The 11,181-nt window shown below is 63.2% G+C and carries 10 protein-coding genes and 1 pseudogene; 2 read left to right on the top strand and 9 right to left on the bottom strand.

What is annotated here, in order from left to right:
- Nucleotides 1-18: 18 nt before the first annotated feature.
- Genes RQH86_RS04245 through RQH86_RS04215 form a run of 7 tightly spaced genes read right to left on the bottom strand, consistent with a single transcriptional unit; the run spans nucleotide 19 to nucleotide 7,241 of the window.
- Complete coding sequence (locus RQH86_RS04245) at nucleotides 19-387, bottom strand: hypothetical protein (protein ID WP_311238296.1); 369 nt, start codon at nucleotides 385-387, stop codon at nucleotides 19-21.
- Nucleotides 384-1,034, bottom strand: coding sequence for a hypothetical protein (locus RQH86_RS04240; RefSeq protein WP_311238295.1), 651 nt, complete (start codon nucleotides 1,032-1,034; stop codon nucleotides 384-386). The genes RQH86_RS04245 and RQH86_RS04240 overlap by 4 nt, the downstream gene beginning before the upstream one ends.
- A gap of 2 nt (nucleotides 1,035-1,036) precedes the next feature.
- Nucleotides 1,037-2,737: a putative porin gene (locus tag RQH86_RS04235; protein ID WP_311238294.1), complete on the bottom strand. Its 1,701-nt coding sequence runs from the start codon at nucleotides 2,735-2,737 to the stop codon at nucleotides 1,037-1,039.
- Between the two features lie 27 nt (nucleotides 2,738-2,764).
- Nucleotides 2,765-3,457 (bottom strand): TonB family protein, encoded by a 693-nt coding sequence (locus tag RQH86_RS04230; protein ID WP_115512998.1) that lies wholly within the window; start codon nucleotides 3,455-3,457, stop codon nucleotides 2,765-2,767.
- Nucleotides 3,458-3,467: 10 nt separating this feature from the next.
- Nucleotides 3,468-3,872, bottom strand: a complete 405-nt coding sequence (locus RQH86_RS04225) for a biopolymer transporter ExbD (protein WP_115527826.1) — start codon at nucleotides 3,870-3,872, stop codon at nucleotides 3,468-3,470.
- Between the two features lie 5 nt (nucleotides 3,873-3,877).
- A complete protein-coding gene (locus tag RQH86_RS04220) occupies nucleotides 3,878-5,656 on the bottom strand; it encodes a DUF2341 domain-containing protein (RefSeq protein ID WP_311238293.1) in 1,779 nt (592 codons plus the stop codon).
- A 34-nt stretch (nucleotides 5,657-5,690) separates the two neighbouring features.
- Complete coding sequence (locus RQH86_RS04215; RefSeq protein WP_311238292.1) at nucleotides 5,691-7,241, bottom strand: ShlB/FhaC/HecB family hemolysin secretion/activation protein; 1,551 nt, start codon at nucleotides 7,239-7,241, stop codon at nucleotides 5,691-5,693.
- Between the two features lie 596 nt (nucleotides 7,242-7,837).
- On the opposite strand from RQH86_RS04215, the pseudogene RQH86_RS04210 reads away from it, so the two are divergent.
- Nucleotides 7,838-8,342: pseudogene (locus RQH86_RS04210) on the top strand (integrase core domain-containing protein); the annotation flags it as partial.
- A 244-nt stretch (nucleotides 8,343-8,586) separates the two neighbouring features.
- Here the strand turns inward: RQH86_RS04210 and RQH86_RS04205 are convergent.
- The gene (locus RQH86_RS04205) at nucleotides 8,587-9,075 is read right to left on the bottom strand and encodes an isochorismatase family protein (RefSeq protein WP_311238291.1); all 489 of its coding nucleotides are present in this window, start codon (nucleotides 9,073-9,075) and stop codon (nucleotides 8,587-8,589) included.
- Nucleotides 9,076-9,086: 11 nt separating this feature from the next.
- Entirely contained in the window at nucleotides 9,087-9,956 is an 870-nt protein-coding gene (locus RQH86_RS04200; protein ID WP_115513001.1) for an MBL fold metallo-hydrolase, read from the bottom strand.
- Nucleotides 9,957-10,051: 95 nt separating this feature from the next.
- On the opposite strand from RQH86_RS04200, the gene RQH86_RS04195 reads away from it, so the two are divergent.
- Nucleotides 10,052-11,035, top strand: coding sequence for a helix-turn-helix domain-containing protein (locus RQH86_RS04195; RefSeq protein WP_311238290.1), 984 nt, complete (start codon nucleotides 10,052-10,054; stop codon nucleotides 11,033-11,035).
- Nucleotides 11,036-11,181 lie beyond the last annotated feature (146 nt).

Here is an 11,181-nt window from a genome sequence, read left to right as displayed (position 1 = left end):
TCCTTGAAAGCGCGCGTGTCAGCGCACTGGCGCGAAGAGAGTGGGATAGCGTGGTGGCGCAGGACGCTGCGGCTGCGCGGACCTGCCGTAGGCCTGCCCGAGCCGCTGACGCAGTGCAGCCGGAGTGGGCTGGCCGAGGTGAATCGGCGACCCTGTCGCCGGTGTGACCGCTGCCAGGGGCGCGCCGGTCGCACGCGCCGTCGTCTCACGCAGCAGCTGATTCAGGCACGACAGACGGCCGGTGCTGGTCTGCCCGATCTGCACCTCCACACAAGGCGCTGCCGGCGAATCGGGGTCTGGCGTGACGGCTGCTTGCGATGCAGCGGCAGCCGGAGCGGCTGCGATCACCGTCATCAACACAACGCTGATCCACAGGGAAGGCGTCATGGCGCAGCGGTCGTTGGCGCTGTTTGCAGGGCACCACCATCCAGGCAGGTGCGCAGCTGCGCGTGGCGCGCATCGATCGTGGATTGCAGGGCATGCACCCGGTTTTCATGCGCCACCCGCGCCATACCAAACAGCTCGCGCCCGCGTCCCCGCACAAACCGCACGAACGCCGGGTCGCGATACAGCACCGCCAGTTCCTGCGCACTGGCGTAGAGCGCATCGCCCTCTGCGTTGCAGCGGCTTAGCCGCTCGCGCGTCTGCGTGCGTTCGGCCAGCAATGCCTGTTGCTGCTGGTGTTGCTGTTGCGTCAGCGCCTGCTGCTGTGCGGCACTGGTCTGTGCACGCTGCGCGCGTTCGGCGGCCAGCGCCTGCCGTTGCTGTTCCAGCTCACGTTGCAGCGCCGCCAGGCGTACGCCGTTTTCCGCTGGCGCTGCCGCCGGGGTAGGCCGCTGCGCGGCGTCGCGCTCGCGTTGTGCCGCAGCGGTGGCCAATTGCTGTTGCGCCAGATCGGCTTCCACCTGGCGCAGCCTGGCGCTGGTTTGACGCAAGGCATCGCGCAAACGCGTTTCGGTCTGTGCCTGCGCCCACGCAGGCAGCGCTCCAACCCACAGCACCGTACCCACCAGCAGAAGCAGCCATGCGCGCATGCTCAAAACTCCGCGCTCAGGTCCAGCTGCAACACATCCACCGCGTACGGCGGGCCGGAGATTTCATTGGCACTGAGCCAGCGCAACGACAGCCAGGTATTGCGGGCCAGGCCGTAGGCGCCACCCAGGATCATGCCGCGCGCATTGGTGCCGCCCATGTGGAAATCCGAGTCGGCGAATGCATCGGGCACCGCATCGGATTCGAGATAGCGATAACCGATCGACGCATTCCATTGCCCGGCCTCAGTCACGCGTGGCTGGCCGACCAGCAGATTGAGCAGATAACCGTGGTCGCCGCCGTCGAAGGCGCCACCATTGCCAAGGTTGTTGACCGGGCCCAGCGAGCGCACGCGCTCTGCGTTGTAGCGAGTGTTCTTGACCAGATCCGCTTCGATCAGCAGCTTGACCGGATCGAATTGCGCCAATTCAAGCTGCGCGTGCAGATTGGCAATGCCGAACTTGCTGGCGTAACCGTAGTACTGCAGCTGCGGGCCGGCCGGATTGGCCGGATCGGCGACGATGTTGCGAAGGGGCACCAGCGTATTGCCGAACTGCTGAAACTGCGGGCGCGAGCCGTCCGTATCGCAGTTGTCATTGGCGGTGGGTGCAAGGCAGGCACCGGAGCGCTTGCCCTCGAACTGGTCGTACTGGAAATAGCTGAAGGCCATGCGCAGTGCGATGTCGTCGTGCATGCGCCACTGCGCGCCCAGTTCGGCGCCATAGAGCCACTTGTCGCGGCTGCGGGTCTTGAGCGTGTTGGTCGAGCCGAAATCCAGGTCGGTGTTGTACACCGGGAACACGCCTGCACTGACATACGGTGCGAAGTCATTTTGTGGCGCAAACGCGTAGCGGCCGGCGATGCCATCGAAGTTGATGTCTTCGTCGAACACCAGCTCGCTGCTCCAGAACGGATTGGCAAAGCGCCCGAACGACAGGTCGAGATCGCGCATGGGCTGCAGAACCAGCGCCGCACGGTCCAGCCAGATCGGCTCCTTGGCCAGGTTGCCGCCGCCGCCCAGGGTCTGGTTGGTCGACACCGGGCCGCGATCGGCACCGGTGACCAGGCGGATATCGCCGGTGATCCAGTCGGCGATCTGCGCTTGCACGCCGAGCCGCGCACGGATGCGCATGCGGCTGCGATTGCGCGAGGTATTGAGAAACGGCGCGTTGCCGGTACCGACTACATCGAAGCCGTTGCCCGCATTGATCTCGGTGAAGTCGGGGAAGAACCCGTAGTTATCGTCGGGATAAAAAATGCCTTCACCGCGCAGACGCAGATCGCCATACAGGCGCAGGCGCTGGGTCCATTCCGGCAATGCGCCCGGTGTGGCCCAACCTTCGCGCTTGGCCTGCGCAGTCACTTCGCTGCGCAGCTCGTCCTTGATCTGCGCGCGCACCGGTTCGGGCACATACGGCACGACGATCGCGCCCGGCTGGGTCTGGTACGGCAAGCCGGTGGGCGGCGGCGTGACATCGGCCGTCATCGAGATGGCCGCCTCCTGGATCAACGCATCGGCTTGGTCGCGTGTCATCACGCCCTTGGCCACCAGCAGATCGATCAGGCGCAGCGTCACCTGCGGGCTGATGCGCGTAGGATCCACCGCGCTTGCGCCTTGCGCCATGCACACGACGGGAGCGGCGATCATCGCGAGCAGACACAACGCAAGGCGGGTAACGCGACGTGGCGGGAACGGGGCAGTCATGCACGAGCTTCCTGAAAGAGGGGAACGTCAACCGGGTGCGAGCGCGCCAATCCGCAACTGGATGGGCTGCGGGAGATCGGCGGGTGGGGGCTGGGGCAAGGGCTTGTTCTGCAACGCCTGGGCGATGGCCGCGTCCAGTTCGGGCGTGCCTGCAGATGCGATCACGCGGGTGCGCGCAATGCTGCCGTCGCTGTTGAGCCACACCGCCACGGTGGCGCGGTAGCGGCCCTTGCGCGTCTTCTCGTCGCGCTGCAACAGCATCTGCACAGCGCGCTGCACCGATGCCGCATAGGCCGCGAAAGGGCTACCACTGCCGCCACCGCCACCGCCAATCCGGGTGCCGCCGCCATTGCCGGCCTGCAGGCCGAACGGGTTGTCGCCTGGTCCGGCGGCGGCGGTCAGCGGATCGCCGGGGGGCGCTTCCGCCGGCTTGGGCGGTGACGGATCCGGCGCGGCCATCGGCTTGTCCAGCATGCGCGGCTGCGGCTTGGGCGGCTCCAACTCGGGTTTGGGTGGCGGCGGGGGCGGAGGAGGGGGCGGCAGCGTCACATGGGTGATGCGCGGCGGTGCCGCGCGCGGTGGTGGCGCGGTAGAAGGGCGCAGTGCCAGCGAGACCAGCCACCCCAACAGTGCAAGCACTGCCAGCACGATGGCCAGCTTGCGCCAGCGCCCGACGCCGGTGGTTTCCAGCAACGGTTGTGTGGGGTCCAGGGCATCCATCGCCGCGTGCTCAGCCCGCAGGCTGGCGTTGTGACGCCAGACCGATCGAGCCGATGCCCAGCTTGCTGCACAGATCCAGCACCGCCATGATTTTTTCGTACTGCACGGTGCGGTCGCCGCGCAGCATCACCGGCAGCTCGGCATCGTTGGCCACAGCGTTGCGTAGCTGCTGCTCCAGCTCGTCCATGCTGACCGGCACCGCGTCCAGGCTGACCTGGCCGTTGCTGTCGATCGCTATCACCTTGGTCTTCGGTTCGGACAAAGGCTTGGCCGCGCTGGCCTTCGGCAGGTCCACCTTGATGCCTTGCACCGCTGCGGTCGTCATGATGATGAAGATCACCAACAGCACGTAGGCCAGATCGAGCATCGGCGTGATGTTGATGTCGTCGTACGGCTTGCGACCCTGGACCTTCATCGCGCTCAGCCTCCCTGCACGCGTGCGGGTGCATCGCCGGCGTAATCTTCGGCAATGCGTTTTTCGAGTTCGTCGACGAACACCTGCATGTCCGCCGCGACCGCATCGGCCTGGCTGAGCAGGTAGTTGTAGCCAAACAGGGCAGGGATGGCCACGGCCAACCCTGCCACCGTGGCCAACAATGCCGCCGCGATTCCGGGCGCGATGGCATTGATGTTGACGTCGCCAGCGGCAGCCACCGCGGCAAAGGTAATCATCACCCCCACCACGGTACCCAGCAGACCGAGAAACGGGCCGCCGGAAATAGCGATGGTCAGCAACACCATACCTTTGTGGATGCGTTGTCCTTCGCGCACCACTGCTGCATCCAGTGCCGAGCGAATGGCCGCAATCGACTGTGTGCGCACCACCGAGGTACCGCTGGCGGCAAGACGCCCGCGCAGCTCTTCCAATCCGATATTCAATAACCGCGCCAGATTGGATCGAGCGCCATTCAACGGGCCGCTTGCATGTAGCTGTTGCCAGCTGGGCGCATGCAACGGATGCTGCGCCAACTGCTGCCGGAAAGCGCCTAAAAAACGTGCATTCGCAGAGGCAGTGGCATTGAGGTACAGCCCCTTGCGCACCATCACCCACCAGCTGATCAATGCCATGACCCCCAGAATGCAGATCACCGCCCAGGCATCGGGTGTCAGCGCATTGAGCAGGATGCCGAAGTAGCCATGTCCGCCTTCACCGGCGCGCTGCTCCACCGGCTCGAACGTCAACAGACGCGCATCCACGCCCTGGCTGCGTGCCGCCGCCTCGATTGCGCCGACAGGGCGCGCAACCTTGCTCAGTTCGACCTCGTCCAGCAAACCGATAAAGTTGGGCCGCGTCGTGCCCGGCTCTCCTCCGAGCATCAGCCCGGCGGTCGTCGCCGGAACCGTCGCCGCGGTTTCGCCCACGTTCTTCCCATTGAGGTACAGCGCTAGTTGCTTGCCATCGGCACGCACCGCCAGATGCGCCCATGCATCGCCCACCAACGGCGCGGCGCTTGCCAGCCGTGCGCCGCTGCGCGACTCCACTACCACGGTGCCTTTTTCCAGCAACACGTTCAGTGCACCCGGCAGCGCCAGCAGCACCCCGGACGCGTCAGGCGTGGCCGGCTTGATCCAGGCAGAGAGCGTGAATGCAGCGTTGGCAGGCAACGTCAGCGATGTGGAGGCCGGCGCCGACACCGGAGCGGTGCCATCCAGGCGCAGGCCCGAGCCGATGAGCGCCGTGTCGGCCAGTGCCAACGGTGCAGCAATGTTGTTGGCATAAGCGGTGGTGTCCTGACCGGCGCCTTGCGCATCGGCAAAGTGGTACACCGCCAGGGTGTCGGCGTCGTAAGACTTCTTTGCATCCGCGCCGGTACTCGCCTCTGGATTGCCGAAGTACACAAACAGCGGCGTCATCGCATTGGCGGGCAGGGCAGGCAGGTCCACCCATGCCAGCGCAACCTGATCGACCAGACCATCGTATTTCTCGAAGTGGTACTTCAGTGGCGTGCGGTCATCGCCTGCAACAAACCGGATATCGCTGCCGTCCGGCTTGGCATCGGTGAAATTGAAATTTCCCGAATGCAGCCGTACCAGCACCTGCACGCGGCCAGGTGCCTGCTCGACCGCCGCGCCGGTCGATGTGGTGTTGAGCGAAACCTTGGCGCGGTAACTCCATTTCGCGTCCCACCACGTTTCTGCCATGGCAGGCAGTGCCGTCAACATCAAACCGACGAATACATACAGCCGTAATCTGCTCACGCGTTACCCCACTGAAAAGTTGATTGCGTCCGGCTTAAAACTCGCCCCACAGCCGAAACAGCACATTGAGTTCGTCCGGCTTGCGTCCATCCGGGCGCGACAGCGGCGCGGCGAGATCCACCGCGCCGTTGAGATGCGACACGGCCTTGAAGGTGAATCCCAAACCAGTGCTGATCAGGGTCTCGCTAACCCGTTGCTCAGGCAGCGGATCGCGGATGCGTGCGTAGCCCCCATCGACGAACGCATACACGCGTGCCTCCTGCACTAGCTTTGCTGCAGCCGATGCGAACGAGGGGCTGCGCAGCTCCAACTGGCCGATTGCGCCAAAATCGCCCAAGGCCTGGCTCTCGTCGTAGCCGCGTACGCTGTCAAGACCGCCCAGGCTGAATTGCTCGTTGCTGATCAATGGTTCTGACGCGAGCTGCGTCTGCACATGCACGTAGAGCTGAATGTCTTCGCCCAGCGTCCGGGTCTGCGACCCATCTGCGCGCAGATGCATGAAGTTTGGGCGTGCGCGGTAGCGCTTGGCATCGAACTGGCGCGCATCGTCGCCCACCCCGCGGAGATTGGCGGTGGCGGTGAAGGTCAGCGCACTGGCGCTGCGCGCGCGCACCCAGCTCGCGTTGTAGGCTGCGCTCAACGGCGCATACCGGATCGGTGCCGAGCTACGGTCGCTGCCGAACACCGTGTCTTCCTTGAAGTCCTTGTAGTCCACTCCCAGGCTCAACGAATGGAAGAATCCAGTGCCATTGGGGAGCGCGCGGATCAGGCGTAACCCGGACAGCGACCCGTTGCCGATCACGTTGTAGCTGTTGATCGCGGCGACCTCACTATCGCTGCGTACGCTGTAGCCCAGCAACGAGAACGGCGAGTCTGAAAAGCGCGCCAGATAAGAGGCGGAATACACCCGCGCATCGTCAGGATTCTGCGGCGCGGTCTGCGCAGAAACATTCAGGCTATGACCGCGCTGCCACAAATTGTCGTAGTGCACTGCCGCACTGAGCCGCAGTTCAGAGGTGTTGGCACTCTTGCGGTTATTGAGTTCAAGCGAACCGTGCAGCGGCAATGCGTCGTCGACAGCCAGATCCACATCGACCGTATTCGGCTGCGCACCCGCCTGGACCTGTGGCGTCACACGCCGGTCGGGCAACTGATTCAACGCGACGATATCGCGCTGCACGTCCTTGAAGTTGGGCACGCTGCCTTCGGCAAGCGATGGCGCACCACGGATGACGTCGTCCGGCGAATAGTAGTCCGCGCCCACTACACGCACCCGCCCGACGCGTTGCTCGGTGACCTGCAGCGTGACCAAACCGCTGGCCGCATCCTGCTCGGGAACGCTGACCGCAACCGTTGCCAGTCCTGCGGCCTCGTAAACGCCTTGGAGTGCAGCACGCGCTTGTTCGACGTCGGCGGCGGTGCGCTGTGGACCCAAAAACGGATAGACCGCACGCTCGACTTGCACGTTCTGTAACTGAGTATTGCCGACAACCTGGTAAGCCAGGATGTCGAAATGCGCATCTTCCACCGGCTCCATGGCAGTAGCGTCCGGTGCGCTGACAGCCAGCACACTGAGCATCGCCATACCTCGCAAGTCCATATGAAAGGCGCCCCCAAGATGCGGCGAGGACCTCGCCGCTGGTGCGACCTTAAGCGCGGCAAATGACGATTTTGAAATGCTTTTATGACGGCGCTGTATTGCTGCGTTGACGCGGGCAACGAATCAAGCAAGCGCTAGCAATGCTCTCTGTATGCAGCGTCTACTCGTCAACCGGCGTGTGGACGCTTGAGCGACAGACTGCTCTTGCCCGAAAGTTGGGGCGCGTGACATAGAGGTTTTTGTACGGATGGAGCGCGAGAGTGATGAGGACTGAAACGAACAGCTACTGATCTAGTCGCTTCGCTTGGTGTTTCGTTTGACAGAGTGAAGCGCGAACATGCAAATGGTAGGGCAGGGCAGCAAGAAGTAGATTATGGATTGCCATAGGCCCCACTGAATTTGGCTTTCATGGCGCTGCCAAATCGACATGTATGGACATACCGACACGTCAACTACAGTTGTCATCATAGTCGTGCCTTTTGCATTTCAAAGATCAAAGTTGGTTGTTCTAGACTGCTAACTTGCAAACACCAAGCTAGAGAATAAAGATATCGCTGAAGTAAAAAATCAAGCCATATCGGCGGCCAGCGCAGGCCAACCAGGTGTGGCCGATGGACTTCGTGTTCGATCGCACTGCCGAGGGTCGGGTGATCAAGTGTCTGGGGATCGTGGACGACGCGACACACGAAACAGTGGTCATCGAGGTGGAGCGTGCAATTTCGGGCCGTGGCGTGACGCGTGCGCTGAACCGGCTGGCGCACGGTCGTGGTCATCCGTACCGACAACGGCAAGGAGTTTTGCGGCAAGGCCATGGTCGTCTGGGCGCATGCCTGTGGCGTGCAGGTGCGACTGATCCAACCAGGCAAATCGAACCAGAACGCCTACGTCGAATCCTTCAAACGCCGGCTACGCGACGACTGCCTCAACGAACAAGGGTTCCCAACACTGCTGCATGCGCGCACCGAGATCAAACGCTGGCGATGCGAATGCAACGAGCACCGACCCAAGAAGGCAATCGGCGGCATGACGCCGGCCGCTTATGCCCAACATTTAGCAAACACCGATATCATCAACTCCAGACTCTAAACCCGACCACTACTTAGGGCGGGGCACGTCGTCGGTGGGTCACTGGAGGTCGCTGAACAATTGTGTTTCAGCGACACACCCAACTTCATCAGGTTGTTCCAGCGCAAGGTGGGCCGTACACCTGCAACGTTCCGTCAACGTCAGGCGCACGCGCGGGTTGCGTAGAGGCTACAGAGGCGTCACTACAGTGCTCGCATGCTCGCTACTGCTAGGCGCCTGCCTTCCACAGGCGCCCCGGCACACATCAGACTACGTTGCAGCGCCCGGCCAGTCCGGAGAGCGCGATACCGCTGATCACCGCGGTCGGCGCAGCGCAGCCCGCGCCGATGATCGTGACGTCAAAGCCCGCTGCGTCCGGCGACAGTGCCGTATGCGTGATGCAGTGCTGGGTCATCATCCCTACCAGTCGAATGGCCGAGACATCCCGGGCCGCGAGTGTTTCGCCCAGCGTAGTGCCAAGGAAGCTGTCGGCTTGATGCTTTTCGATCACCGGGCAGCCCTCCAGCGCCTCCGCAATGGCGGGATGCAGCTCGGCACCTTGGGTGTCTCTCGCCATGAACGGACCATCGCTAGGCGCGATGTGCTGGATCCCCACGACTACGTCACCAGCCTGTTTGGCCTTCGCGATTGCGTCTAGCGCTGCGATCAGGGCCTGTTCGCTGTTTTCCAGCGTGAAGCGGCCGCCCGCGAAGTAGTCGTTCTGGATATCGACAACGATCAGTGCAGTGTTCATGTTGTACTCGTTCAAAAGTTCAGGGTTTCGCCATCTTCAGGGATCAGCACGCTGTCCTGGATGGCTTTCTCACTTACGTAGCGGCGCAGGTCTGCGCGGGAGACGGTCATGTGATTCACCGCATCCATATGCACGGCGACGATCTTCGCCTTCGGTGCCAGCGCATGGACACGCGAGGTGTCAGCCACCCCCATGATGATGCCGGCATCAAAGCCCTTGATCCGCGCATCGCCCGTGTTGAGCACGATGACATCCGGGGTATAGCGCTTGATCGCGTCCTGTACGTCGTCGGTCCACACGGTATCGCCGGCGAGGTAGATGGTCGGCTCACCGGCCTTCTCGAACACAAAGCCGGTCACGCTGCCGAGCAGCTTTGCTAGCGGCTCCACCTGGAACATGGCTGCCGTGCCGTGTTGGTCGGCGATGCGCGAAATTTTTACCCCGCCAAAGGTGGCGTGCGCGGGGAGGATACGGACATCAGCGAACCCTTTGCCGCGCAGCAGGGCGGCGTCCGCCTCATGCTGGACGAACATCGGCATCTGCCGTGGGATCAGCGTTTCGGCGGCGGGGTCCCAGTGATCAAGATGGGTGTGGGTCAGCAGGACGGCATCCACATCTTTGAGCACCTGGCCCACATCGAAGGGGAGGTCGACGGTTGGATTGCGCAGTTCGCTGCGATACGTGTCCGGGAAGCCGGGATAGGCGCCCTTGGCCGCCAGCATCGGGTCCACCAGCAGCACGGTGTCGCCATAGGTGATCTTGGCCGTGGCATTGCGGATCTGCTGGATCGAGGTGGTAGGGGATGCCGGGGCTGCCGCGTTTGCGCTGGTCTGGATACCCAGAGCCAACACCGTGGCAAGTGCAAGGGACGGAAGTTTCATGTGGTTCTCTCAAGGTGAGCGGATGGCGCCCAGATTGAGGCGGACGCGAAGCTGTGTATAGTGGCCCGAAAGACCAACATAGATGATATCGGGCCATGGCCAGCCACTGTTCATCCCAGCAACGCAGCGGGCCCATCCGGGTCGTCGTAGTAGCGCCCGAAGGCGTCAGCACCTTCCAACTGTCCGTCCCGCTGACGATCTTCGACGTGCATTCGGATGACCCGCCGCTGTTCCAGCTGCGGATTGCCGCGGAGCGGAGAGGGGTCACGTTATCGGGTGGGCAGGTGGCGGTGATACCTCACGGCGGACTGGAACTGCTTGACCAGGCCGAGGTGGTGATCATCCCCGGCTGGGCCGATCTGGATCACGCACCGAGTGCCGCGCTGAGCGCCAAGCTGATCGCGGCCCATCAGCGTGGCGCCCACGTCGTGGGCCTGTGTTACGGCGCCTATGCGCTTGCTTACGCAGGCTTGCTTGACGGACATGCCGCGTCAACGCACTGGCTCGCCGAAGCGGATTTCCACGCGCGCTTTCCGGCAGTCACGCTCGACATGAATGCCCTGTACGTCGACGAAGACCGTGTTGTGACGTCGGCAGGCAGCGGGGCGGCATTGGATTGCTGCATGTATCTGGTCAGGAAGCTCTGCGGTGCGCGCGAGGCAAACCGTATCGCCCGCATGATGGTCCTGCCGCCGCACCGCGAAGGCGGCCAATCCCAATACATCGACCAGCCGATACCAGCCTCGCCGCAGGATGCACTGCTCAGCCGATTGCTGGACTACATGCGCGAAAACCTGCAGCGCGATCATTCGCTGGATGAACTCGCCGAACGTGTCGCCATGAGCCGGAGATCGTTTACCCGTCGCTTCCTCAAGACGACCGGCATGACGGTCGGCAGCTGGCTGGATGCCGAGCGCCTGCGCAGGGCGAAGGATCTGCTCGAGTCCACCTCGCTGTCCATCGATCAGGTGGCGGAACGATCGGGGTACCGCACGGCCGTATCGTTCCGCCAAAGCTTCAACCGGGCGTTCCAGGTGAGCCCGCGCGACTGGCGTCGCGCGTTCTCGCTGGACGGGTAGCGAGCGGGGGAGGCGAACCGTCAACTAGTAGACGTGAGCTGAAATGTCACGCTCAAGCCACTAAGGGGCTCGCATGTCTATGCGCGAAGACCTCACCGTGCTGGTGCAGACACTGGTGTCGAACTGATCTGTATGTGCACTGATTG

The sequence above is a fragment of the Xanthomonas sp. WCS2018Noco2-27 genome (genome assembly GCF_031843525.1).
Taxonomy (GTDB): Bacteria; Pseudomonadota; Gammaproteobacteria; order Xanthomonadales; family Xanthomonadaceae; genus Xanthomonas.
Note: the sequence above shows the minus strand (reverse complement) of the source record. Positions and strands in the feature narration are given on the sequence as shown.

What these genes read in the sequence shown, in the direction of transcription:
- RQH86_RS04195 (WP_311238290.1), top strand. Translation starts at nt 10,052, where the DNA reads ATGGCCAGCCACTGTTCATCCCAGCAACGCAGCGGGCCCATCCGGGTC.
- RQH86_RS04235 (WP_311238294.1), bottom strand. Translation starts at nt 2,737, where the DNA reads ATGACTGCCCCGTTCCCGCCACGTCGCGTTACCCGCCTTGCGTTGTGT.
- RQH86_RS04200 (WP_115513001.1), bottom strand. Translation starts at nt 9,956, where the DNA reads ATGAAACTTCCGTCCCTTGCACTTGCCACGGTGTTGGCTCTGGGTATC.
- RQH86_RS04230 (WP_115512998.1), bottom strand. Translation starts at nt 3,457, where the DNA reads ATGGATGCCCTGGACCCCACACAACCGTTGCTGGAAACCACCGGCGTC.
- RQH86_RS04225 (WP_115527826.1), bottom strand. Translation starts at nt 3,872, where the DNA reads ATGAAGGTCCAGGGTCGCAAGCCGTACGACGACATCAACATCACGCCG.
- RQH86_RS04205 (WP_311238291.1), bottom strand. Translation starts at nt 9,075, where the DNA reads ATGAACACTGCACTGATCGTTGTCGATATCCAGAACGACTACTTCGCG.
- RQH86_RS04245 (WP_311238296.1), bottom strand. Translation starts at nt 387, where the DNA reads ATGACGCCTTCCCTGTGGATCAGCGTTGTGTTGATGACGGTGATCGCA.
- RQH86_RS04240 (WP_311238295.1), bottom strand. Translation starts at nt 1,034, where the DNA reads ATGCGCGCATGGCTGCTTCTGCTGGTGGGTACGGTGCTGTGGGTTGGA.
- RQH86_RS04215 (WP_311238292.1), bottom strand. Translation starts at nt 7,241, where the DNA reads ATGGCGATGCTCAGTGTGCTGGCTGTCAGCGCACCGGACGCTACTGCC.